General features: G+C 47.3%; 17 protein-coding genes, 7 tRNA genes, 3 rRNA genes and 1 other RNA gene. 1 reads left to right on the top strand and 27 read right to left on the bottom strand.

The window, feature by feature from the left end; all coding sequences use genetic code 11:
- Positions 1–26: 26 nt before the first annotated feature.
- The 24 genes from MHI32_RS00710 to rpoE all read right to left on the bottom strand — a co-directional run bounded on the left by MHI32_RS00710 (position 27) and on the right by rpoE (position 18,770).
- A tRNA-Asp gene (locus tag MHI32_RS00710) sits at positions 27–104 on the bottom strand.
- Positions 105–118: 14 nt separating this feature from the next.
- Positions 119–194 (bottom strand) — tRNA-Thr (locus MHI32_RS00705).
- Positions 195–225: 31 nt separating this feature from the next.
- Positions 226–301, bottom strand: a tRNA-Val gene (locus MHI32_RS00700).
- Positions 302–309: 8 nt separating this feature from the next.
- Positions 310–386, bottom strand: a tRNA-Met gene (locus MHI32_RS00695).
- 30 nt (positions 387–416) lie between these two features.
- Positions 417–508 (bottom strand) — tRNA-Ser (locus MHI32_RS00690).
- Between the two features lie 82 nt (positions 509–590).
- Positions 591–3,516: ribosomal RNA gene (locus MHI32_RS00685) — 23S ribosomal RNA — on the bottom strand.
- 169 nt (positions 3,517–3,685) lie between these two features.
- Positions 3,686–3,761: transfer RNA gene (locus tag MHI32_RS00680), tRNA-Ala, on the bottom strand.
- A 24-nt stretch (positions 3,762–3,785) separates the two neighbouring features.
- A tRNA-Ile gene (locus MHI32_RS00675) sits at positions 3,786–3,862 on the bottom strand.
- Between the two features lie 46 nt (positions 3,863–3,908).
- Positions 3,909–4,025, bottom strand: a 5S ribosomal RNA gene (gene rrf / locus MHI32_RS00670).
- Between the two features lie 124 nt (positions 4,026–4,149).
- Positions 4,150–5,707, bottom strand: a 16S ribosomal RNA gene (locus MHI32_RS00665).
- The 16S, 23S and 5S rRNA genes sit together here with 7 tRNA genes alongside, the layout of an rRNA operon.
- A 302-nt stretch (positions 5,708–6,009) precedes the next feature.
- Positions 6,010–6,276: a pro-sigmaK processing inhibitor BofA family protein gene (locus tag MHI32_RS00660; protein ID WP_038568084.1), complete on the bottom strand. Its 267-nt coding sequence runs from the start codon at positions 6,274–6,276 to the stop codon at positions 6,010–6,012.
- Positions 6,277–6,309: 33 nt separating this feature from the next.
- Positions 6,310–6,561, bottom strand: a complete 252-nt coding sequence (locus tag MHI32_RS00655; RefSeq protein WP_076187197.1) for a DUF2508 family protein — start codon at positions 6,559–6,561, stop codon at positions 6,310–6,312.
- Between the two features lie 137 nt (positions 6,562–6,698).
- A complete protein-coding gene (recR, locus tag MHI32_RS00650) occupies positions 6,699–7,298 on the bottom strand; it encodes a recombination mediator RecR (protein ID WP_036679922.1) in 600 nt (199 codons plus the stop codon).
- Between the two features lie 38 nt (positions 7,299–7,336).
- Positions 7,337–7,648, bottom strand: a complete 312-nt coding sequence (locus tag MHI32_RS00645; protein ID WP_036679924.1) for a YbaB/EbfC family nucleoid-associated protein — start codon at positions 7,646–7,648, stop codon at positions 7,337–7,339.
- Between the two features lie 47 nt (positions 7,649–7,695).
- Positions 7,696–9,465 (bottom strand): DNA polymerase III subunit gamma/tau, encoded by a 1,770-nt coding sequence (gene dnaX, locus MHI32_RS00640; protein WP_076187199.1) that lies wholly within the window; start codon positions 9,463–9,465, stop codon positions 7,696–7,698.
- 137 nt (positions 9,466–9,602) lie between these two features.
- Positions 9,603–9,871: signal recognition particle sRNA large type (ffs, locus tag MHI32_RS00635), an RNA gene on the bottom strand.
- Positions 9,872–9,988: 117 nt separating this feature from the next.
- A complete protein-coding gene (gene rpmE, locus MHI32_RS00630; RefSeq protein WP_036679927.1) occupies positions 9,989–10,186 on the bottom strand; it encodes a 50S ribosomal protein L31 in 198 nt (65 codons plus the stop codon).
- 121 nt (positions 10,187–10,307) lie between these two features.
- Positions 10,308–11,585: a radical SAM protein gene (locus MHI32_RS00625; protein WP_038568079.1), complete on the bottom strand. Its 1,278-nt coding sequence runs from the start codon at positions 11,583–11,585 to the stop codon at positions 10,308–10,310.
- Positions 11,586–11,610: 25 nt separating this feature from the next.
- A complete protein-coding gene (rho, locus tag MHI32_RS00620) occupies positions 11,611–12,963 on the bottom strand; it encodes a transcription termination factor Rho (protein ID WP_036679930.1) in 1,353 nt (450 codons plus the stop codon).
- A gap of 164 nt (positions 12,964–13,127) precedes the next feature.
- Positions 13,128–14,381, bottom strand: a complete 1,254-nt coding sequence (locus MHI32_RS00615; protein WP_036679932.1) for a UDP-N-acetylglucosamine 1-carboxyvinyltransferase — start codon at positions 14,379–14,381, stop codon at positions 13,128–13,130.
- Between the two features lie 188 nt (positions 14,382–14,569).
- On the bottom strand, positions 14,570–15,424 hold the full coding sequence (gene fba / locus MHI32_RS00610; protein WP_036679934.1) for a class II fructose-1,6-bisphosphate aldolase: 855 nt from the start codon (positions 15,422–15,424) through the stop codon (positions 14,570–14,572).
- 207 nt (positions 15,425–15,631) lie between these two features.
- Positions 15,632–16,018, bottom strand: a complete 387-nt coding sequence (locus MHI32_RS00605; RefSeq protein WP_036679935.1) for a response regulator — start codon at positions 16,016–16,018, stop codon at positions 15,632–15,634.
- Between the two features lie 270 nt (positions 16,019–16,288).
- Entirely contained in the window at positions 16,289–17,896 is a 1,608-nt protein-coding gene (locus MHI32_RS00600; protein ID WP_076130377.1) for a CTP synthase, read from the bottom strand.
- Positions 17,897–18,221: 325 nt separating this feature from the next.
- The gene (rpoE, locus tag MHI32_RS00595) at positions 18,222–18,770 is read right to left on the bottom strand and encodes a DNA-directed RNA polymerase subunit delta (protein WP_036679939.1); all 549 of its coding nucleotides are present in this window, start codon (positions 18,768–18,770) and stop codon (positions 18,222–18,224) included.
- A gap of 676 nt (positions 18,771–19,446) precedes the next feature.
- Between rpoE and MHI32_RS00590 the strand changes: the two genes are divergently transcribed.
- Positions 19,447–20,397 carry a S8 family peptidase gene (locus MHI32_RS00590; protein ID WP_254857124.1) on the top strand — a complete coding sequence of 317 codons (951 nt, stop codon included), beginning with the start codon at positions 19,447–19,449 and terminating at the stop codon, positions 20,395–20,397.
- A 128-nt stretch (positions 20,398–20,525) separates the two neighbouring features.
- On the opposite strand, the gene argS is transcribed toward MHI32_RS00590, so the two are convergent.
- From argS to MHI32_RS00575, 3 genes are all read right to left on the bottom strand, one after another.
- Positions 20,526–22,211 (bottom strand): arginine--tRNA ligase, encoded by a 1,686-nt coding sequence (gene argS / locus MHI32_RS00585; RefSeq protein WP_036679944.1) that lies wholly within the window; start codon positions 22,209–22,211, stop codon positions 20,526–20,528.
- Positions 22,208–22,651 carry a DUF1934 domain-containing protein gene (locus MHI32_RS00580; RefSeq protein ID WP_036679946.1) on the bottom strand — a complete coding sequence of 148 codons (444 nt, stop codon included), beginning with the start codon at positions 22,649–22,651 and terminating at the stop codon, positions 22,208–22,210. Before MHI32_RS00580 ends, argS begins: the two co-directional genes overlap by 4 nt.
- 626 nt (positions 22,652–23,277) lie before the next feature.
- Complete coding sequence (locus MHI32_RS00575; protein WP_340011721.1) at positions 23,278–24,456, bottom strand: hypothetical protein; 1,179 nt, start codon at positions 24,454–24,456, stop codon at positions 23,278–23,280.
- Between the last annotated feature and the right edge of the window lie 55 nt (positions 24,457–24,511).

The following is a 24,511-nucleotide window of genomic DNA, read 5'->3' as shown; positions in this document are numbered from 1 at the left end:
ACTTCCCACTCATTTTGTGGAAAAAATGGCGGAACCGACGGGATTCGAACCCGCGGTCTCCTGCGTGACAGGCAGGCATGTTAGGCCAACTACACCACGGTTCCGCATTAATTAAAAATGGTGCCGGCGAGAGGACTTGAACCCCCAACCTACTGATTACAAGTCAGTTGCTCTACCAGTTGAGCTACACCGGCACGGTGTAAAAGCAATTCTAAAAGATGAAAATGGTGGAGGCTGAGGGGATCGAACCCCCGACCCTCTGCTTGTAAGGCAGATGCTCTCCCAGCTGAGCTAAGCCTCCAGGTATTATGGTAGCGGCGAAGGGGATCGAACCCCCGACCTCACGGGTATGAACCGTACGCTCTAGCCAGCTGAGCTACACCGCCACAATAATTAGTATTGCTATGGATTGAAAATGGCGGAGAGAGTGGGATTCGAACCCACGCACCGCTTACGCAGTCTAACCCCTTAGCAGAGGGTCCCCTTATAGCCACTTGGGTATCTCTCCAAACGATATCAGTACCACAGCAATCCAAACAGGAATTTGACTCCCTGAAAACTGAATCCGAAACGAATTTGCATCCTACGTATAGGATAAGCCCTCGACCGATTAGTATTGGTCAGCTCCATGCATTGCTGCACTTCCACCTCCAACCTATCTACCTCGTCGTCTTCAAGGGGTCTTACTAATTGGGAAATCTCATCTTGAGGGGGGCTTCACGCTTAGATGCTTTCAGCGCTTATCCCGTCCGTACGTAGCTACCCAGCCATGCTCCTGGCGGAACAACTGGTGCACCAGCGGTACGTCCATCCCGGTCCTCTCGTACTAAGGACAGCTCCTCTCAAATTTCCTGCGCCCACGACAGATAGGGACCGAACTGTCTCACGACGTTCTGAACCCAGCTCGCGTACCGCTTTAATGGGCGAACAGCCCAACCCTTGGGACCTACTTCAGCCCCAGGATGCGATGAGCCGACATCGAGGTGCCAAACCTCCCCGTCGATGTGGACTCTTGGGGGAGATAAGCCTGTTATCCCCAGGGTAGCTTTTATCCGTTGAGCGATGGCCCTTCCATGCGGTACCACCGGATCACTAAGTCCGACTTTCGTCCCTGCTCGACTTGTAGGTCTCGCAGTCAAGCTCCCTTATGCCTTTGCACTCTGCGAATGATTTCCAACCATTCTGAGGGAACCTTGGAACGCCTCCGTTACTCTTTAGGAGGCGACCGCCCCAGTCAAACTGCCCGCCTGACACGGTCCCCGTACCCGGTAAGGGCACTAGGTTAGAACCTAGATACGATCAGGGTGGTATCCCAACGGCGCCTCCACCGAAGCTTGCGCTCCGATTTCTACGGCTCCCACCTATCCTGTACAGATCGTACCCAAATTCAATATCAAGCTGCAGTAAAGCTCCATGGGGTCTTTCCGTCTTGTCGCGGGTAACCTGCATCTTCACAGGTATTAAAATTTCACCGGATCTCTCGTTGAGACAGCGCCCAAGTCGTTACGCCATTCGTGCGGGTCAGAATTTACCTGACAAGGAATTTCGCTACCTTAGGACCGTTATAGTTACGGCCGCCGTTTACTGGGGCTTCGGTTCATAGCTTCGGGTTACCCCTAACCACTCCCCTTAACCTTCCAGCACCGGGCAGGCGTCAGCCCGTATACTTCGCCTTGCGGCTTCGCACAGACCTGTGTTTTTGCTAAACAGTCGCTTGGGCCTTTTCACTGCGGCCCCCTCGTGCTATTCACACTACCGGGGCACCCCTTCTCCCGAAGTTACGGGGTCATTTTGCCGAGTTCCTTAACGAGAGTTCTTCCGCGCGCCTTAGAATTCTCTTCTCGCCTACCTGTGTCGGTTTGCGGTACGGGCACCTTCTCCTGGCTAGAGGCTTTTCTTGGCAGTGTGAGATCATGACCTTCGCTACTATAATTTTCGCTCCCCATCACAGCCCAGCCTTAATGATGTGCGGATTTGCCTACACATCAGCCTCACTGCTTAGACGGACATCCATCAGTCCGCGTCACTACCCTCCTGCGTCACCCCATCGCTCATAGCGGATTACGGTGGTACAGTAATTTCAAACTGTTGTCCTTCGACTACGCCTTTCGGCCTCGCCTTAGGTCCCGACTTACCCTGAGCGGACGAGCCTTCCTCAGGAAACCTTGGGCTTTCGGCGGATCAGATTCTCACTGATCTTTTCGTTACTCATACCGGCATTCTCACTTGTGTAGTGTCCAGCGCTCTTTTCAGTACACCTTCAACCCCTACACAACGCTCCCCTACCCCAGATACATAGTATCTAGCCATAGCTTCGGTGGTGTGTTTAGCCCCGTTACATTTTCGGCGCAGAGTCACTCGACCAGTGAGCTATTACGCACTCTTTCAATGGTGGCTGCTTCTAAGCCAACATCCTGGTTGTCTGTGCAACTCCACATCCTTTCCCACTTAACACACACTTGGGGACCTTAGCTGATGGTCTGGGCTGTTTCCCTTTTGACAATGGATCTTAGCACTCACTGTCTGACTCCCGGCAATAAGTATATGGCATTCGGAGTTTGACTGAGCTTGGTAATCCTTGCGGACCCCGCACCCAATCAGTGCTCTACCTCCACTACTCTTATACCGAGGCTAGCCCTAAAGCTATTTCGGGGAGAACCAGCTATCTCCGAGTTCGATTGGAATTTCTCCGCTACCCCCACCTCATCCCCGCACTTTTCAACGTACGTGGGTTCGGGCCTCCAGTGCGTGTTACCGCACCTTCACCCTGGACAGGGGTAGATCACACGGTTTCGGGTCTACGTCCACATACTAATTCGCCCTATTCAGACTCGCTTTCGCTGCGGCTCCACCTTCTCGGCTTAACCTTGCATGTTAAACGTAACTCGCCGGTTCATTCTACAAAAGGCACGCCATCACCCATTAATAGGGCTCTGACTTTTTGTAAGCACACGGTTTCAGGTTCTATTTCACTCCCCTTCCGGGGTGCTTTTCACCTTTCCCTCACGGTACTGTTTCACTATCGGTCGCCAGGTAGTATTTAGCCTTAGCAGATGGTCCTGCTGGATTCATACGGGGTTTCACGTGCCCCGCACTACTCGGGATCCGTCTCGGAGAGAACACAGTTTAGGTTACAGGGCTTTTACCTCTATCGCGGGCCTTTCCAGACCTCTTCACCTACCATATTCCTTTGTAACTCCATGTGAGACGTCCCACAACCCCTAAGAGCAAGCTCTTAGGTTTAGGCTGTTCCGCGTTCGCTCGCCGCTACTGACGGAATCACTATTGTTTTCTCTTCCTCAGGGTACTTAGATGTTTCAGTTCCCCTGGTCTGCCTCTACATTTCCTATGTATTCAGAAATGAGTAACTGCGAATTACCACAGCTGGGTTTCCCCATTCGGACACCCCCGGATCAAAGCTTGCTTACAGCTCCCCGAGGCAGTTTCGTTGTTCGCCACGTCCTTCGTCGGCTCCTGGCGCCTAGGCATCCTCCGTGTGCTCTTATTAGCTTAACCTTGATTTTTCCGCAGGAAAATATCATACGATGACATTCTCTTTGGAATCATCTCACTAATAACATTTACTTGTTTACACAAGATGCTAAAAGATGTTCTAAAACGCAAATTCGTTTCGGTATCCAGTTTTCAAGGATCAAGTTGAAAAAGTTATTCATTTAAAAATTTATGGTGGAGCCAAGCGGGATCGAACCGCTGACCTCCTGCTTGCAAGGCAGGCGCTCTCCCAGCTGAGCTATGGCCCCATAAAATTACTCTATAATGTTATATGGTGGGCCTTGGTGGACTCGAACCACCGACCTCACCCTTATCAGAGGTGCGCTCTAACCAACTGAGCTAAAAGCCCATATAACATATATAACATTGTGAATCAACCAATGAATTGGTTGTCCGCTTGGCAACGTCCTACTCTCCCAGGACCCTTCGGTCCAAGTACCATCGGCGCTGGAGGGCTTAACGGTCGTGTTCGGGATGGGTACGTGTGGAACCCCTCCGCTATCGCCACCAAACGCATACGAAAGAGACTTGCTCTTTCAAAACTGAACACGAGTGAGTGTTCGAACCCGAAGGTTCTATTGTGGAAGCTGAGCTTCCGATTTGAATGTCCTCATTGCAGAGAACGATTCTCCATAGAAAGGAGGTGATCCAGCCGCACCTTCCGATACGGCTACCTTGTTACGACTTCACCCCAATCATCTACCCCACCTTCGGCGGCTGGCTCCCTTGCGGGTTACCCCACCGACTTCGGGTGTTGTAAACTCTCGTGGTGTGACGGGCGGTGTGTACAAGACCCGGGAACGTATTCACCGCGGCATGCTGATCCGCGATTACTAGCAATTCCGACTTCATGCAGGCGAGTTGCAGCCTGCAATCCGAACTGAGACCGGCTTTGATGGGATTGGCTCCACCTCGCGGCTTCGCTTCCCGTTGTACCGGCCATTGTAGTACGTGTGTAGCCCAGGTCATAAGGGGCATGATGATTTGACGTCATCCCCACCTTCCTCCGGTTTGTCACCGGCAGTCACTCTAGAGTGCCCAACATTACTTGCTGGCAACTAAAGTTAAGGGTTGCGCTCGTTGCGGGACTTAACCCAACATCTCACGACACGAGCTGACGACAACCATGCACCACCTGTCTCCTCTGTCCCGAAGGCCGCCGCTATCTCTAGCGGATTCAGAGGGATGTCAAGACCTGGTAAGGTTCTTCGCGTTGCTTCGAATTAAACCACATACTCCACTGCTTGTGCGGGTCCCCGTCAATTCCTTTGAGTTTCAGTCTTGCGACCGTACTCCCCAGGCGGAGTGCTTACTGTGTTAACTTCGGCACCAAGGGTATCGAAACCCCTAACACCTAGCACTCATCGTTTACGGCGTGGACTACCAGGGTATCTAATCCTGTTTGCTCCCCACGCTTTCGCGCCTCAGCGTCAGTTACAGCCCAGAAAGTCGCCTTCGCCACTGGTGTTCCTCCACATATCTACGCATTTCACCGCTACACGTGGAATTCCACTTTCCTCTTCTGTACTCAAGCCACCCAGTTTCCAGTGCGACCTCAGGTTGAGCCCAAGGTTTAAACACCAGACTTAAATAGCCGCCTGCGCGCGCTTTACGCCCAATAATTCCGGACAACGCTTGCCCCCTACGTATTACCGCGGCTGCTGGCACGTAGTTAGCCGGGGCTTTCTTCTCAGGTACCGTCACTCCGGTAGCAGTTACTCTACCGGACGTTCTTCCCTGGCAACAGAGCTTTACGATCCGAAAACCTTCATCACTCACGCGGCGTTGCTCCGTCAGGCTTTCGCCCATTGCGGAAGATTCCCTACTGCTGCCTCCCGTAGGAGTCTGGGCCGTGTCTCAGTCCCAGTGTGGCCGTTCACCCTCTCAGGTCGGCTACGCATCGTCGCCTTGGTGGGCCGTTACCCCACCAACTAGCTAATGCGCCGCAGGCCCATCCCTCAGTGACAGATTGCTCCGTCTTTCATTCTTCTCTCAGGAGAAAAAAGAAATTATCCGGTATTAGCTACCGTTTCCGGTAGTTATCCCAGTCTGAAGGGCAGGTTGCCTACGTGTTACTCACCCGTCCGCCGCTAAGTTATTTTGAAAGCAAGCTTTCAAAATAACTCCGCTCGACTTGCATGTATTAGGCACGCCGCCAGCGTTCGTCCTGAGCCAGGATCAAACTCTCCAATTAGTATTGAAAAGAGCGATATGCTCATTTTGAAACATCTGACGAGAAAATTAATTCTCTAATTTTGGATTTCACTTACGTGATTTCCTACTCACTCGTTGTTCAGTTTTCAAAGATCAATGTCTCATCTTTCGTCGTCGTTGCTTGTCAGCAGCGACCTTTATAATATATCACAGCGCCTTTGTTTTCGTCAAGCATTTTTTTAATTTCTTTTTTCGCTTGACCATTTCAGCAAGTTGTTAATCAACAGCTTGTCCAAACGGGCGAGACTTAATGTATCATATTTTTCAAAGCCACGTCAAGCATTAAAATAAAATTATTCTTAATCCGAGCAACATAACCACGCCAGGAAGCCCAAGAACCGTTACTGCGCCTATAGTTGCAGGGTTTAAAGGGATATACACCTGCGTGAGCAAACCTGAGAAGTTCACTACATATATCCCGAGTGCAGCCAATACCAAATGAACCCCAAATAAACTTAGCCACCCAAAACCCAGCTTTTTTCTAAATACAACTAAACCTAATAAGATAACGGATAATATCAATACGCCCATAGCTATCATTCTAAGCATGTAGATCCCCCTTATACATTTATTTATAAGCCCTTATATTTGACTGCTGTTCAACCCCAAGCTTTTTGCATGTTTGAGATGTATCTGATATTTACGTTCTGCAGCCTCCAAAATATATATCGCGTAATCTATCTGATCCTGTCCCAACGCCTCGTCGAACATCAAGTACGCCCTCTCCCACTCTGAATGCGCCTTACGGACCTCTAAGAGGGTTTCCCATCCCTCACTTTCCTTTTCGCCTTGTTCCTTATCCACTCCCCACCACAGCTCTCTCCACCATCCCATTTCAATTCCTCCTCAGAATAATTTTGATGCAAAATACACATCTCGTTATTCTCATTCATATCGGGATAGGGACAAACTTAGAACAAAAAAAAGGAAACCCGAGGGCTTCCTTTTTGAAAAATACCACTATAGAGCTGCTAGAATAGCTCGCGACGGCCTTCCAACGCTTTGGACAAAGTAACTTCATCAGCGTATTCAAGATCGCCACCTACAGGCAAGCCATGAGCTATCCTGGTGATTTTAATCTCAAACGGCCGAACAAGACGAGAAATGTACATCGCCGTTGCTTCTCCCTCAATGTTGGGGTTAGTCGCCATTATAAGCTCGCTTACTCTCTCATCACTCAGACGGGTCAATAATTCTTTCAGGCGAATATCATCAGGGCCGATACCTTCCATAGGTGAAATAGCACCCTGAAGAACATGGTAATATCCATTAAACTCCTTGGTTCGTTCTATAGCCACCAAATCCTTAGAGTCTTGAATCACACATATCACTGAAGGATCTCTAGTTTTGTCCTGACATATCTTACATGGGTCCGTATCCGTAATATTACAGCAGACCGAGCAATAGTGAAGATTGCGTTTGACGCTTACTAGCGCTTTTGCAAAATCAATGACTTCATCCTCTTTCATGTTAAGCACATGAAAAGCTAACCGGGCGGCTGTCTTCGGTCCAATCCCGGGCAAACGCGTAAAAGCATCGATCAGCTTAGCTAGCGGTTCGGGATAATACAAATTAATAATTCTCCTTTAGACTGAAGTGGAGTGGGCTATTAGAACAAGCCTGGGATCTTCATTCCACCAGTGAATTTACCCATGTCATTGTTAGCAAGCTCTTCAGCTTGAGTCAATGCATCATTTACAGCAGTGATTACAAGATCTTGCAGCATTTCAACATCTTCCGGATCAACGGCTTCCGGTTTAATTTGAATAGACAGCAATTTTTTGTGGCCGTTTACTTGAACAGTAACTACGCCGCCACCTGATGAACCCTCAATAACCTTGCCTCCGAGTTCCTCTTGAGCTTTAAGCATTTGCTCCTGCATTTTCTTAACTTGCTTCATCATTTGGTTCATATTATTCATACATCGTCTCTCCTTTGGAATGCGCAATTAGCGCTAGTATGTTTATATTACTCTTTTATGACAACAAGGTCTTCTCCAAAAAGCTGGATAGCCTCATCAATCCAAGGTTCAGGTTTAGCTTCTGCAGTATCGTGTTCATGCTCCAATTGCAGTTCTTCTTTGCCAGTCTGTCCCACAGACTTCTGGGCAGCTTCATTCCAGTCACGAAGCATCATGGTTACAAGTCTATAAGGTTTGCCTAGACGCGCTGCAAGCACACTCTCAATAACCTGTCTGTTTGCCGGCTTCTCAGTAGTATCGCGGTGAATCGTGTTCTTGAATGCAACAAGTACCGCATCCTCCATAATCGATACTGGCTCACCGTCTACAAACCATGCATGAACCGTTACCTTTTCCTCTTTTACTCCCTGCAGGACAAGGCTCCACTGTTTATAGATAGCTGCAAAATCGGGACTATCCTTACCAGCAATAAACTTATCTACGTTAGGAGGCATTTTCGAGGCTGAGGAAACCCGCGGTGTTGGAACCGCGTGCGATTTCGGTGCAGGAGCACCATCACGCCCTCCTCCGGAAATACCACCGGATTGCATTGCCTGTTCCAGCTTCTTCTCCAGTGCTGCGATCTGTCTTTTGAGAAGATCCAGTTCACCAGAGTCAACGCTCGAATTATTCGTGCTTACTCCGGCATTTGTTTCACCTAACGGAGCAAATGCGGCGCTCTGACTTACCTCTTGCTGCAAGCTGCAAAGCTTCATCAGCGCCACTTCAAACAGTGTCTGAGGATGTGTTGCGTATTTCATTTCACCTAGGTATTTATTGATTGTATCTACAATCTGAAATAGACGCTCCCGAGAAAATGCGGTGGCCATATCTTTAAATTCAGCAGGATTCAGCACCCGCTCTGTTAATTGATCGGCCTCGGGTACCATCTTAATCATCAATAAATCACGGAAATAATACATGAGATTCTCTAGGCATTTATCTGCACTTTTACCTTCATGCATAAGCTGCTCAACGAGCTCCAGAAGAAGACCCATATCACCTTCTAATATGGCAGTGGCAAGACGTGCAAATTGCTCGGAGGGAATTCCTCCTGTCATTCCTAACACTTGCTCGTACGTAACATTACCATCTGTAAAGGATGAAATCTGATCCAGCAAGCTCAATGCATCACGCATACCACCATCAGATAGACGGGCAATATACTGCAATGCGTTGTTATCCGCTGTAATCCCTTCCTTCTCACAAATAGCAGTCAGATGGGCGGTCTGTTCTTCTAACGCCACTCTACGGAAGTCAAAACGCTGACAACGGGAAATTATTGTCGCCGGCAATTTGTGAGGTTCCGTTGTCGCAAGAATAAACATCGCATGTGACGGCGGTTCCTCCAAAGTCTTTAATAGAGCATTAAAAGCTTCTGTCGTCAGCATATGCACTTCATCAATGATATACACTTTACGGCGCACCTCGGTAGGTGCATACTTCACCTTCTCACGCAGATCACGAATCTCCTCTACGCCCCGGTTTGATGCCGCATCTATTTCCTGCACATCCATTACATTACCCGCAGCGATTCGCAGGCAGGATGGACATTCGTTACAAGGTTCCGGACCTGGCCCACGTTCACAGTTAACCGCTTTAGCTAAGACTTTAGCAGCACTTGTCTTACCAGTTCCCCGCGGACCGCTGAACAGATAGGCATGCGAAACCCGCTGTTCACGAATTGCGTTCTGCAGCGTTTGGATAATGTGCTGTTGTCCAACCATGTCTTGAAACGACTGCGGCCGCCAAGCACGGTACAGCGCGATATGTTCCACTATGCATTACCCTCTCTTAAGCTGCCGCTTTCCCGGCATTTGTCGCAAATTTATTATACTATATTCATCGGCTATTGACCAAAAACAAAAAGCATCTTTGCTTGTGGCAAAGATGCTATGATAAACAGAATTATAAACCGTGCACCTGTTATTGATGGCTACGATCCAAGCGGCAACCCTACATGACTGCTCGAGTTAGGCCACCCTCCGGCACAAGAGTAATCTTACTTATGGCTGCTTCCTTCCGGACCTGACCAGGTTCATAAGCACTCATTGCGGAGGACCCAACTGTCAACACAGCCCGTAGGAACCAAGGCCTCACATCGATAGCACCTCTAACAGGAATTCAACCTCGCTACAGCGGATTGCGAGTTACAGGGCACCGCTACCTCCCCGTCTAGCACGGCGAAGATAAGTATAGCTCACGCTCGGACAAAAATCAACTCCAAGACATAAAATGAGCCCCTCAGCTATACAACTGGGGGCTCAATCTAACCGTTAAGCCGCAAAGCGACTGTTCAAATTAGATACCATATTTCTTCTTAAATTTATCAACGCGACCGCCGGCATCCAAGAACTTCTGCTTGCCAGTGAAGAACGGATGGCAGTTGGAGCAAATTTCGACACGAAGCTCTTGTTTAACAGAGCCAGCTTCGAAAGTGTTGCCACATGCGCAGGTTACCTTAGTTACATTATACTTTGGTTGAATTGCTTCTTGCATTTTGAATTTCACCTCTCATGCCCTAAGCCTCATGCGGACCCAGAGTTATATGATTACACTGTGGTATTTTAGCACGAAATATCAAATTGGGCAATATGTTTCATTTTTACATTTTAGCTGCTTAAATATTGATTCCCCGCCGCTTAGCCCGCGCCATATCTGCTGGTGGCACATGTGTATAAGAGCCTATAACTACATCCGGCAGTTCATCGCGGAAAATATCAAGCATCGTCTTCATCCCAAGGATTTCACCCTGGGCAGGAGGAATCAACTCTAAATAACTCTCCGGGTCAATGTTTAGATTGCGCATCTGAATAAGCTTAAGATCAGTACGTCTTACAAACTCCAGCATCGCTTCAATCTCTTCTTCGCGATCAGTCACTCCAGGGAAGATCAGATAATTGATCGATGTGTAAACCCCCTGCGAAGCAGCGTATTTCAAAGATTTTTCTACATTGGCCAATGTATAACCGCGTGGTTTGTAATAAGCATTATAATGGTCATCAAGGGCACTGATTGTGCTGACACGCATCAAATCGAGCCCAGCATCAACGATTCCTCGCATATGATCGCTTAATCCCGCATTGGTGTTGATATTGATATAGCCCATATCAGTAATCGAGCGCACTTCACGAATAGCTTCTATAATAAGTTTTGCCTGCGTGGAAGGTTCCCCTTCACAGCCTTGTCCAAAGCTGATAATCGATTCAGGCGTCTTTAAATGCTCCAACATAACTTGTGAAATTTCGTTGACCGTAGGCCGGAAATTCATCCGAGTCTGCGGAGATACAAAGCCGCTATCATCAGGTTGCTCAGAAATACAACCAAAACATCCAGCATTACATGAATAAGAGACGGGTACACCGCCCTCCCAACGCCCTAAAAAGGTATTGGAGGAAGTCAGGCATTCATAGCCAAGCGCACAGTTAGAAAGATGCTCATAGAGGCGGTTATCAGGATATTTGGCTGTCATCTCACCAACACTGACTTCAAGATCTTCTTTGTCACAATTAAGTGGATTCCATTTCTCTGGATTATCGGTAGGGTCTGCCGCAACATAGAACCCGCCATCCTTCCACACTACAGCCGAATACCCAAACAGAGGAAGCTTATAAGACTTATCTGTCTTCACATAACCAGGAAGACATAGACGAGTGTAGCCTTGCGGCAGCAGCGCTCCGACAGCCTGCGAACCTTCCGGCAAAGACATCATTTCACCCGTCTCAGGATTCATACCCACAGCACGTGTACTAGGCAAGCCCACGAGCGTAGCACCTTCTGGTAATGGAATTAATTCTTCCTCCAGCATTTCAACAATCATATCCCCACTACGGGCTAGCCCGTACAGTTCGGGATGATCATATACGTTTCCTTGCCCGTCGGCATATACCAAATACATGTTAGTCTCCTCTTATTATCAATTCTCAAGTTGTAGGTACTGAAGGTGTCTTCGCCCGTGTGGTACGACGAGCAGCTGTACCGCTGTTGGAGGTGCCTCCGTTACTTGCAGTCCCGTTTGGTGTTGTTTTTGCCCCAGCAACGTCAAAGGATGCCAAGAACTCAGCATTAGTCTTCGTATCACGCAGCTTTTTGATGAATCCCTCCACAAAATCGTAGGACTCGTTCATATTTTTGCGAATCGCCCAAATCGTATCCAGTTCTTCTTTGCTCAAGAGCACTTCTTCGCGACGTGTACCTGAACGACGAATATCGATAGCTGGGAATATCCGGCGTTCCGCCAATTTGCGGTCCAAATGAAGCTCCATATTACCGGTACCCTTAAATTCTTCATATATAATATCATCCATACGCGAGCCAGTATCTATTAATGCTGTTGCCAAAATAGTTAATGATCCGCCTTCTTCCACATTCCGTGCAGAACCAAAAAACCGCTTCGGCCGGTGAAAAGCCGCCGGGTCAATCCCCCCGCTAAGTGTACGTCCAGATGGTGGAACCACCAGATTATAAGCACGCGCCAGACGCGTAATGCTATCCAAAAGAATAACTACATCCTTCTTGTGCTCAACTAAACGAAGTGCCCTTTGCAACACAAGCTCAGCCACTTTAATATGATTCTCTGGAAGCTCATCAAACGTCGATGCAACCACTTCGCCTTTTACAGATCGCTGCATATCGGTTACTTCTTCAGGACGTTCATCAATCAGCAATACAAAGAGCTCAATCTCAGGATTATTAGTGGAAATACTATTGGCAATTTCTTTTAAGAGGAGCGTTTTTCCTGCTTTTGGAGGTGCTACAATCAAACCCCGCTGCCCCAAACCTACAGGAGCGAGCAAATCCATTATTCGGGTAGACAAATGAGTAGGGGATGTTTCAAGCGGTAGCTTGTCTTGCGGATAAAGTGGTGTTAATGCTGGAAAATGAAGACGCTCCGCTGCACTAGCAGGGTTCTCGCCATTAACTGCATTGACTTGAAGCAGGCCAAAATATCGTTCATTTTCTTTTGGTGTCCGACATTTACCAGACACAAGATCTCCGCTTCTGAGATCAAACTTACGAATTTGTGAAGCTGAGATGTAAATATCTTCAGCACTGGGCAAATAGTTAATCGGCCTAAGAAATCCATAGCCCTCAGGCAAAATTTCTAGTACGCCTTCCATAAACATGAGACCGCTCTGCTCTGCCTGTGCCCGAAGGATCGCAAAGATCAGTTCCCGTTTCTTCAGCTGTCCGTAATAAGGAATCTGGTATTTCTTGGCCAGCTTATATAACTCGGTCAGCTTCATTTCTTCCAGATCGGAAATTTGAAGATCCATGTAATAACCACCTATTCAATTTTTAAATGAGTTCTTCCTAGTCTATCTACTAGGCAAAAATATGATTCTATTAAAATGCTCATTAGGTTAGTATTACCCCAAATGGAAGGAAATATGCGGTTTGGCCGCAAATTAATACTCCTTCCAAGCGGGATATCCTAATATTATTCATTCTCACGCCAAACATGAGCACCAAGTTGCCGAAGGTTGCTCACTAAATTATCATAACCACGATCAATATACTCTACGCCGGTCACTTCAGTAATACCATCTTCTACTGTTAACCCGGCAATGACAAGGGCTGCACCCGCACGCAGATCAGCTGCCTTTACTTTAGCAGCATTAAGTTTACTGCCCTCAATAATTGCAGATCGGCCTTCAACACGAATCTTTGCGCCCATTCTTACCAACTCTGGCACATGCTTGAAGCGGTTGCTGTAGACGAAATCGCTAAGCACACTAACCCCTTCTGCCTGTGTCAGCATACTTGTCATAGGAGATTGTAAATCTGTAGGAAATCCAGGATAGGTCAGTGCTTTAACATCTGCATGTTCATAATTAGCTCTACCTATAACTCGGATACTTTCATCAAGCTCTTCAATATCCACGCCCATCTCTAAAAGCTTGGCTGTTAAGGCTTCCAAGTGCTTAGGAATAACATTATCTATCAACACATTACCGCGCGTAGCCGCAGCGGCAATCATATAAGTTCCTGCTTGAATCCGATCGGGAATAATGGAATGACGGCAACCGTGCATTTCCGAGACCCCTTCGATCCGGATGGTTTCTGTACCAGCGCCTTTAATAACAGCGCCCATAGAGTTCAATAGGGTAGCTACATCTATAATCTCAGGCTCTTTAGCCGCATTTTCAATAATTGTAGAGCCTTTGGCTCGTGAAGCCGCCAGCATGATGTTTATAGTGGCACCTACGCTTGATACGTCCAGATAAATCTTCGCACCGCGTAGCTCTTTTGCATATAAGTGGATAGAACCATGTTCGTTGGTAACTGTTGCTCCCAAAGCCTCGAATCCCTTGATATGTTGATCAATTGGACGAGGTTCAAAATTACAGCCACCAGGAAGACCTATTGTCGCTTCTTTGAATCTTCCAAGCAGAGCTCCCATCATATAATACGAAGCTCTAAGTTTCTTAACCGGCCCATTGGGCATTGGAATAGATACAATACGTGAAGGGTCAATTCTCATCTGATTGCCTGACCAGGATACATTAGCGCCAAGCTCTTGCAAGATTTCGGAGTAAACGGCTACATCACTAAGGGACGGTAAATTATCCAGAACAACTTCAGATTCGGCCAAAATTGCCGCAGGAATAAGCGCGATGGCACTATTCTTTGCTCCACTGATGGTTACAACGCCCTCTAGCGGACGTCCACCGCCAATCATTAATTTTTCCATAGATTTATCAATTTCCCCCTACGTGTATTGCAGCTGGGTGGGCAATACGTGCTGTGGACTTTTAGTGATGAAAATGGAAAGACACCGGCTAAGCGGTGTGCTTTCCTCATCAAACTATTCAACTGGACAGAGTAATAGCCCTATCCTTTAACAAATTGCTTGTCCACCTGAGGCGGAAGCTACAATGATTAGGCTTTGTTGTTGGATCCAAATTCGCGAATTTTACCAATAACGGTTTCTTTGATTGCATCACGGCCTGGTGCGATGAATGTACGTGGATCGTAAGCATCAGGTTTAGCAGCTAGAACTTCGCGAACCACTTTTGCGAACACGATTTGGTTCTCAGTGTTCACGTTGATTTTGGAAGTACCCAGGGAGATGGCTTTCTTGATGTCATGTTCAGGAATACCTGTACCACCATGAAGAACCATTGGGATGTTAGTAGCGTCACGGATTTCTTCCATTTCTTTGAATCCGAGGTTAGGCTCGCCATGGTAAGGTCCATGAACGGAACCAAGTGCAGGAGCCAGGGTGTCGATACCTGTTTCTTTCACAATACGTACGCACTCATCAAGCTTAGCATACATGATGCCGCCGATAACGTCGTCTTCTTGTCCACCAACAGTACCTACTTCAGCTTCTACAGAAACGCCTTTAGCGTGAGCATATTCAACGACTTTTTTAGTCATATCGATGTTCTCATCGATTGGGTGATGGGAACCGTCGATCATTACGGATGTAAATCCAGCATCAATTGCTGCTTTACATTTATCAAAGCTAGATCCATGGTCAAGGTGGATAGCTACAGGAACAGTGATATTCATGTCAATAATTAGACCTTCAACCATTTTAACAACAGTAGTGAAGCCGCCCATGTGGCGTGCTGCGCCTTCAGATACACCAAGGATTACTGGTGATTTTTCTTGTTCAGCGGCACCAAGAATAGCTTGAGTCCACTCCAAGTTGTTAATGTTGTACTGACCTACTGCATATTTTCCTTCAAGTGCTTTGTTCAACATGTCTGTCATAGATACTAATGGCATGGTTTCATCCTCCTAAGAATGTTGGTTGGCTATGTTTTTAAACCGACATCACATACAGGCTTATTATAGCACATCCTGTGTCAAATACTAAATAGGGTAAACAAAAAAATGTCCCGGTGGGACGATTTTTATCCAGCCCATATAACAATTACACTCATCCTCTTCGGAGTCACCACGCGAAATAGGACCGATACAGAAATCACCGTTCTAACTGCATTGATCCACAGACTTGTTATGAAGATGCATGTTTACCGCTACGCGCATTTCGTCTATGTCGAACGGCTTTGTAAAATGCATTAACGCCCCTAGCTTGGTCGCCTCCTTAATCATGTCCAGTTCACCATATGCCGTCATCATAATGACCTTAATGGACGGATTGATCTCCTTTAGATGCTTCAGAATCTCGAGTCCATCCATTCCCGGTATTTTCATATCGAGTAAGACCAAATCGGGTGACTCGCTGCGAACAATGTCTAATGCCAATTTTCCGTTAGCCGCTTGAAATGTTGTATATCCCTCACTATTGAACACTTCCATAAGAAGAATCCGGATCCCATTCTGATCATCGACAATTAATACTTTCTTCTTTTCCATACGATACCCTCCCAGAAATTAAGGCAGATTGACTATACCGCGCTCTCCACAGCGACCGGCCCCTTTAGAAACTACTCCATACGAAACCTATTATTCGTGCTTTACTGTCCAAATCCTGCTAATTGGATAAAATGGGTAAATAAAGAGTCTAAAATGAAATAAATGTCAGTTACAATATTTCTATTAAAGGGTAATACAAAAAGAGAGCCTTCGGATGAAGGCTCTCTTCGACTATTTAAGAACCGAGGGTTCTTTCTGTCTGTGTATAAATTATTGCTGCTCGGAATGCGTCAAAGAGGCTTTGACAAATTCACGGAATAGCGGTTGCGGGCGGTTCGGACGTGAAGTGAATTCCGGGTGGAATTGAACCGAGAGGAACCACGGATGCTCTGGAAGCTCTACGATCTCAACTAGACGGCCATCCGGAGAAGTTCCGGAGATAACCAGTCCTGCTTTTTCAATTTCGTCACGGTAAGCATTGTTGAACTCATACCGGTGACGGTGACGCTCATATACCAGTTCATCATCATAGCAAGACATTGCCAGAGAGTCCGGAATAATCTTACAAGGATACAACCCAAGACGCATAGTGCCGCCCATATCTTCAATATCTTTTTGCTCAGGAAGCAAATCAATCAATGGATATTGTGTATTTGGATCGATTTCGGAGCTGTTTGCACCTTGTAGTCCAAGAACAGAACGGCCATATTCAATTACAGAAACCTGCATTCCAAGGCAAATGCCAAAGAAAGGTATCAATTGCTCACGGGCATAACGAATAGCGGAGATTTTACCTTCGATTCCCCGATCACCGAAACCACCAGGAACAAGAATACCGCCAATACCACGCAGCATTTCGTCCACGTTCTCATCCGTAATTTCCTCTGCATTCACCCAGCGGATCTTAACCTCTGCATTCGCAGCAAAACCTGCGTGTGAAAGTGATTCAACAACGCTCAAATAAGCGTCATGCAGTGCTACGTACTTACCTACAATTGCGATTTCTACTGTCTTCTCTAATTTCTGAATCCGGCTAAGCATACTTTCCCATTCGCGCATATCTGGCGCAGGTGTTGTAAGCTTCAAATGATTAACAACAATCTCGTCCAATCCTTCATCACGAAGGTTCAATGGAACTTCATATAACGTCGAAGCATCGCGGCATTCCACAACAGCATTAGCATCAATATCGCAAAAGAGTGCGATTTTGGCTTTCATATCTGCAGAAAGCTCATATTCCGTACGGCACACGATGACATTCGGTTGAATACCGATACTGCGCAGCTCTTTAACGCTATGCTGTGTCGGCTTCGTCTTCACTTCTCCAGCAGCCTTGATATAAGGAATCAAGGTTACGTGGATATACATCACATTTTCCCGGCCAATATCACTCTTGATTTGACGAATCGCTTCCAGGAACGGAAGACTTTCAATATCCCCTACAGTACCGCCGATCTCTGTGATAACAACATCAGAGTTGGTCTCGCGGCCCGCGCGGAACACGCGTTCTTTGATCTCATTCGTAATATGCGGGATAACTTGTACAGTTCCACCCAAGTACTCTCCACGACGTTCCTTGCTGATTACGGATGAATAGATCTTACCTGTCGTCACATTGCTGTTCTTCGACAGATTGATATCAATAAACCGTTCATAGTGCCCAAGGTCAAGGTCAGTCTCTGCACCGTCATCCGTTACGAAGACTTCTCCGTGCTGGTAAGGGCTCATTGTTCCAGGGTCTACGTTAAGATACGGATCAAATTTCTGAATCGTTACCTTTAGACCTCTGTTCTTGAGCAGCCTGCCCAGCGAAGCGGCGGTAATGCCTTTACCCAGGGAAGACACAACGCCACCCGTTACAAAAATATACTTTGTCACTGTAAAACCCTCCTAAATAAAGTCCAAACATAAAAGCGGCACATGGTGTTTATCGTAACCCGTTTTACTATCATCAAAACAGGGGAAATCAAAAGTTTAATTCACCGGGGAAAACATAAACGGTCATCCCTCAAATTCCATTAATCTACAGCTACTTTGCATCTAAAAAAACAAAAAAGTGACACCCGTAGAACCGGGGCACTTTTTATTTTAGAAAACACGTTTATTAACTTACATGATAAGCCCATGCAATAGTTTACTCTGACGATCCCCCACTGTCAAGGGAGGAATTATGCCACAGACAAGACTCTTCTGATTATTGATCTTACTTGTCATCCTCGGAATCTTCATCGTCGCCATCTTCTGCATCGTCTTCGTCCGTATCGTCTTCGTCTATGTCATCTTCATCGATCACGACATCTTCGTCGACTTCTTCTTCGCTGTCGTCGTCAGAATAGAGGTCGTCGCGATCTTCATCGATAGCGTCGAAATCCTCTTCTTCAGCTGTGTAGTTTTCTTCTTCATCAGCAAAATCGTCATCTTCCAAATCGTCGTCTTCATCGTTGATGATGCGCACCCGTTTAGTGTTACCAACCGGATCATCGGAGCGCTCAAGAGGATACCAGCGTTTCAGTCCCCAAAGGTTGGTTCCGACACAGGCAAAACGCCCGTCAATGTTAATCTCGGTATATAACTGGGCAATAGTATCTTGGCTTTCTTGATCGGTCATGCCGCGTAACTTGGCTACCTCGACCATCAGATCACGGTAATAATACGGTGTATTGGCTGCTTTAAGCACCAGAAAGGCAAGATCCACCATTGGCATTTCTTTAACTTTCTCAGGGTCTAGCTTTAAATTGAGTGGCGTACTCACTAAAGGACACTTCCTCTCACGCATTGTTCACATTACGGTTTATTTCAATAATATCCATTAACAAAACTAAGTAAAACCTATTTAACAACAAAATGCAAGTCAAATGCAAGAACCGTCCAACAGAAAAAGCCTCCTGCTTATTATCCATACAGGAAACCTGTCTTCATCAAGAAGAGTTGATATGTAATTGTAGCAAGGTTCGCCGCACCCAAAGTTTTTAGAAATGGGATTTAAAAAGGCGGAGGAAGACCTCCGCGCATGACTGTATCCACGCCAAGGATCGGCTCCTTACGGGATGTTACAAAGAGAGTTTTAATCTCTTCTGTTTATTTTATGTAAAGCGCCGTCTTTTGACACGCTGGGCAGCCCATTTCCTTAAAAAAGGGCAAGTTCCCATTCGGACCCCTCCCTCCGCTCATACAATATGGCAGCAGGGCACCGAGGAGGGACAGCGAAACCTATGGACTATTACAAATTTTGGAACATGCTTCTTGAAGAAATATCGGTTGCCCCCAAAAATGGTGAGCGGCGTATTCTTACCTTCAACGATCCCCGCCAGTATGCCGGAGCTTTCTCCCAATGGAAGGCTCTAAAAGCAAAGCAGCCCGAGCTGCGGCAAGTACAGGTATCTCCGCTGATTCGGGCCTTCTTCGTGCCCGCTGCCGCCGGAAAGCTGATGAACCGATTTGCAGACCTTCTAAATGTCGAAGACGATCTGCAAATCCAAATCCATTCCATAGCTAACGAAAAAAGCGGAATTGCAGCGCTCCCATGGGGGGTGAAAGCGATTCATGCTCCTCAGGCATGGTCTAAATCAACCGGAGTTCACGTCAAAATCGGCGTCATTGACACCGGCGCGGATTACCGTCATCCCGATCTGAAGCATTCATTAGCCACTGGAGTCAACCTACTACACCGCGGAATGCTGCCGCTGGATGATAATGGGCACGGAACTCATATCGCCGGAACCTTAGCGGCAGCAGGGGGGAATCGCGGAATGATGGGAGTGGCGCCGCGAGCGCTGCTATATCCAGTCAAGGCTTTTGATCATAGTGGATCAGCCTATGTATCCGATATTGTGCTAGGTATTGATTGGTGTGTGCAGAACCGAATCGACGTCATTAATATGAGCTTTGGAATGAAGACTAGAAGCAAGGCGCTCCACAATGTGGTTATAAAAGCGTATCGGGCCGGAATCGCCGTCATTGCCTCCTCTGGGAATGACGGCAAACGTGGCGGGGACTATCCCGCACGTTATCCCGAGACGATAGCCGTGGGTGCCATCGATAAGAGACACCGGGTTGCTGGCTTCAGCAATCGCGGTTCATATATCGATGTATACGCGCCCGGCGAAGGCGTGCCCTCCTGCTGGCTGAAGGAGGGCTACAAAGAAATGAGCGGCACCTCCATGGCGACCTCGCATGTCACGGGAGCCGCCGCACTGCTGCTCGCACTGCGACCGGGCCTCACGCCAAGGGAGCTGAAGCTGCTCTTGCGCCGCACCGCGTCCCCGGTGCGGCTGCGTAAGGGGCAGCGCCGCGCATCCCTAGGCGGCGGCTCTGCCGATGCCCTACGCCTGCTGAGAGCAGGAGTAAGGGCGAAGCGTTCGGTCTCCGCGAACGTGTAGACCCCGCCCGGGCACCGGGTGGGTCACTCTGACGTTAGCGCAGCTGATGCCGGTGCGAAGAACGGCAGCAAAGAAAAATCCGCCCCCCAGAAAACCGGAAGGCGGATTTTTTGTCGTTTGCTGTTGATTTACATGCGATCCGGTGCAGAAACTCCGACAAGACGCAGTACATTGGCAATAGTAGTACGTGTTGCGCCCAGCAGAGCAAGACGCGCCACGGTTTGAGCAGCATCCTCAGTAATTACACGTTCAGCTTTGTAATAACTGTGGAACATCGCAGCCAGCTCATATACATAACGAATGAGGCGATGTGGAGCATAACCTTCAGCCGCAACAGCGATTTCTGCCGGGAGCTCACCAATTTTGCGCAGCAGGTCATATTCATGCACTGCTGTCAGCTTGGAGAAGTCAATTTCAGCGTAATCAGGGATAGAAATCCCTTGCTCCTCTGCCTGACGGAAAATACTGCAAATACGCGCATGCGCATATTGAACATAGAATACAGGATTTTCATTAGAAGTAGAGATCGCCAAATCCATATCGAAATCAAGATGAGAATCCATGCTGCGCATGGTGAAGAAATAACGAATCGCATCGATCCCTACTTCCTCCATCAAATCTTCCATCGTAACCGCTTTGCCGGTACGTTTGGACATTTTGACCTTTTCACCATTCTGGAACAGGCTGACCATCTGAGCAATCAGAACCACTAGCTTCTCAGGATCATTGCCAAGGGCTGACATTGCCGCCTTCATCCGCGGAATATAACCATGGTGATCAGCGCCCCAAATGTTAATCATTTTATCGTAACCGCGGCCATACTTATCGCTGTGATAAGCAATATCCGGGGTAAGGTAGGTATATGTGCCATCATTTTTGATCAAGACACGGTCTTTATCATCCCCGTATTTTGTCGTTTGCAGCCAGGTTGCCCCATCTTGCTCATACACTTCTCCACGATCACGGAGCTCGTCCAGCGAGCGCAGTACTTCTCCGTTCTCATACAGCGAGGTTTCACTGAACCAGATATCGAAGTTTACACGGAAAAGACCTAGATCACGTTTGATTTTATCCAACTCTTTATTAAGTCCATAGGTCCGGAAAAAAGCAGCGCGCTCACTAGGGCTCATCTCGAGCAAGGTATCGCCCTTTTCTGCCACAAGCTCCTTCGCAAAACCCTTAATATCCTCACCATGGTAACCATCTTCCGGCATTTCTGCCTCTTGTCCCAGCTCCTGCAGGTATCTGGTTTCAATGGATTTACACAGATTAGCCACTTGGTTACCGGCATCATTAATATAATATTCCCGGGTCACCTCATAACCTGCATAATCAAGCACATTACACAGCGCATCACCGACAGCAGCACCACGGGCATGCCCTAAATGTAGGCTACCCGTTGGATTGGCACTGACGAACTCCATTTCAACCTTCTGACCTTGACCCAGATTAATACGGCCATAGTCATCCCCCTGCTCAGCAACAAGGCTGATGATTGGGTACAAGTAATTCTTAGACAGGGTAAAGTTAATAAAGCCTGGTCCTGCAATCTCCGCTTTCTCAATAGAAGCTCGGCTCGTATCCAAATGCTCAATAATAGCTTCAGCAATCTGGCGTGGATTACGTTTAGCAATTTTGGTCAGCTGCATAGCAGCGTTCGTAGCCAAATCACCATGCGCCTTATCTCTTGGTACTTCAAGTACAATATCCGGAACCTCTTCCGGTGCAACCAGCCCAGCATTCACAATCGCATCGGCGATGGCTTCTTTTACCCGTTCATTTACAAGCTCTAACGGATTCTTACTATGTGTCATAATTTCGGTTCCTCCTGTATATGCAAACTAATAGCGAACTTTCCTGTCAATTCCTCGTAAACGTACAAATCATATTCCCAGGCAACCGTTAAAGAACGCCCTTCGCGCACAACTTCCAGCTTGTTCGTTTCCGTAGAAAGATTGAACTGCGTATATGGCGAGCGGTAGAATCCTGGCAGACGCCGTCCAGCTTCAAAGCTCTGCTCCGACTGAATCCCGCCATGGCGGATTAGCTTCAGTTGATTGCCTGCAATCTTTATCGTTGTACGAACAGAAACTTCCTCTCCGCGAGGACCCTGCTCTAATTCTTCATATTGAATATATAGATGCGGTCCCTTGGATGTTACTTCTCCATTCGCTTCCATAACATTTCGCTGACCATCTTGAAGGCTCACGAGCGTAATAGAGACATCATATTTGTCAGACTGTATTTCAGGCATCACACGTTCCTCCATTCTGCAAGCCTCTGCATTCTGCATAAGAAAAACGTCTAATGGCAAAGCTTAAACATTTTTATATTAATCAAAGGCCTATTTCGCTTTCCCATTGTACACTATAATCCAGTTCAAAGAAGCATTTCAATACAGAATCAAGCATATCTTCATAAGCACATAAAATATTACCATATTGATGATTAAAAGCACACTTTGAACGTCCATTCTCTATGTATATCATTTACTTCGATTATATTTGCACCTACCAAGCACCTATCGGACATAGATGACCTTAAACGCAGTATGATTCCATATTCGGTGTGATAACGGACCCCTTAGTCGCTATTGGCATAAAAAGCAACCCATTTGAACCTCTTTCTAGGCAATAGTGTTACTGGAGTCCGAAACCCTATCCCAAAGGCCGAAAATTTGCAAATAACGTCAACTGGGTCCGTACCCCTCCGAGGATGAGGGATCTGATAAGGCCACTGATAAGGGTACTATTCAAGCAAGCAACCAAGGATAAAAAATACAGAGCAGCGATTCTCCAAGTATCCGGAGAATCGCTGCTCTGCTGTCTATTTGCGATGTTTACAATACTTCGGACCCTTATATTTTTTTATTGAAGAGAATTATTGGGTCATCACTTTTAAAGAAAACCTGCGTTCCCATGAAGCTCCGCCGTCTTTGGTCACATACAAGGAAGAGTAATCAAGCTCACGGATGGCGAGCCAGCCCTCTTTATTACTAGTGAAGGAGATTACCCCGTCATAACCAGCGAGCTCCGGAAGATTAGTCCATTGCTTACCGCCGTTATAAGAGCGTCCAACTGCCACTTTCTCTGCTGCTGGAGAAAATCCCACTAAAAAAGATGTGCTGTTTCCCACAAGCTGCAGGTTCCCGGGTTTGCCAGCGACTGGCCCTTTATTGAATTCAGCCTTGCCACTGCCTGGTGCAGGTCCGCCGCCGGCAGTTTCCTGAGCGATCACACGATTCCAACTTTTCCCCCTGTTCGCACTTTCATACAGCGAGTAAGAGGTCTGACTCATCCCCGTACCGCCATAGAGCACTACAGCGACCTGATCTCCCTTAGCGGAGATTTGTCCAAACTCGGGCTCGGCAAAAGCCGCCTTCAATGAAAGGCTCCAAGTTCCCCCTCCATCTGTGGTCTTCATTACCCGATATCCGCTTCCCGGCACGATTACAACCGCCCAGCCGGTATTCCGGTCACTAAAATAAGCGCCTCGTGTATTGGGTGGGGTGGAAATTTTACTCCAGCTCAGCCCCCCGTCTTTGGTGTAAAACGTAGCGGCTCTCTCATAAGCAAAACCTTTCTTACTATCGATAAAATTTATTCTTTCAAAGCTGACGGCATTGTTCGAAAGTCTCTTCCACTCCGAGCCACCGTTAGAGGTACCAATTAAATATTGAGCCTGCCCCTCCTCTACAGAAGCAAGAGCAAAGCCATGTACATTATCGGGAAAATCGAATTGTTTGAAGCTCCATTGGCCTTGATAGATCTCTTGAAAATGGCAACCTCCGTCAGAGGTACCAATCATAAATCCGTTACCTGCTGCCCGTCCGGTATTCCCATTCAAAAACTGAACATCAGAAAAGCTAAGCGGTGTGGATACATCGCCTGAATGCTTGTTTTGCAGGGCCTGTAGCAAGCCGTGATCTCCCGTGCCGCAAGTCGCTGGTGCTGGTGCAGCATGTACAGAAGTTACAGGTGCACTCCAGCCTGAAACCATAATAAGCGTCGCCGAGAGGGCGGTTATTGTCGTCTTATGAATCCTTTTCGTCCATTTCATGATGACACCTCCTAATATGTATATACCCTTACTCACAATCCCTACTCTGTTATAC

Source organism: Paenibacillus sp. FSL H7-0690 (genome assembly GCF_037980415.1).
GTDB classification, from domain to species: Bacteria; Bacillota; Bacilli; order Paenibacillales; family Paenibacillaceae; genus Paenibacillus_AQ; species Paenibacillus_AQ odorifer.
The sequence above is the reverse complement of the archived record's forward strand: the minus strand, read 5'-3'. Positions and strand labels throughout refer to the sequence as shown.

Bases quoted from the DNA above. Each gene is read 5' to 3' on its own strand.
- MHI32_RS00575 (WP_340011721.1), bottom strand. From the start codon at position 24,456: ATGAAATGGACGAAAAGGATTCATAAGACGACAATAACCGCCCTCTCG.
- argS (WP_036679944.1), bottom strand. From the start codon at position 22,211: ATGACACATAGTAAGAATCCGTTAGAGCTTGTAAATGAACGGGTAAAA.
- MHI32_RS00615 (WP_036679932.1), bottom strand. From the start codon at position 14,381: ATGGAAAAATTAATGATTGGCGGTGGACGTCCGCTAGAGGGCGTTGTA.
- fba (WP_036679934.1), bottom strand. From the start codon at position 15,424: ATGCCATTAGTATCTATGACAGACATGTTGAACAAAGCACTTGAAGGA.
- MHI32_RS00590 (WP_254857124.1), top strand. From the start codon at position 19,447: ATGAACCGATTTGCAGACCTTCTAAATGTCGAAGACGATCTGCAAATC.
- MHI32_RS00660 (WP_038568084.1), bottom strand. From the start codon at position 6,276: ATGCTTAGAATGATAGCTATGGGCGTATTGATATTATCCGTTATCTTA.
- rpmE (WP_036679927.1), bottom strand. From the start codon at position 10,186: ATGCAAGAAGCAATTCAACCAAAGTATAATGTAACTAAGGTAACCTGC.
- MHI32_RS00605 (WP_036679935.1), bottom strand. From the start codon at position 16,018: ATGGAAAAGAAGAAAGTATTAATTGTCGATGATCAGAATGGGATCCGG.
- MHI32_RS00645 (WP_036679924.1), bottom strand. From the start codon at position 7,648: ATGAATAATATGAACCAAATGATGAAGCAAGTTAAGAAAATGCAGGAG.
- rho (WP_036679930.1), bottom strand. From the start codon at position 12,963: ATGGATCTTCAAATTTCCGATCTGGAAGAAATGAAGCTGACCGAGTTA.
- MHI32_RS00625 (WP_038568079.1), bottom strand. From the start codon at position 11,585: ATGTATTTGGTATATGCCGACGGGCAAGGAAACGTATATGATCATCCC.
- MHI32_RS00655 (WP_076187197.1), bottom strand. From the start codon at position 6,561: ATGGGATGGTGGAGAGAGCTGTGGTGGGGAGTGGATAAGGAACAAGGC.
- MHI32_RS00580 (WP_036679946.1), bottom strand. From the start codon at position 22,651: ATGCCTGAAATACAGTCTGACAAATATGATGTCTCTATTACGCTCGTG.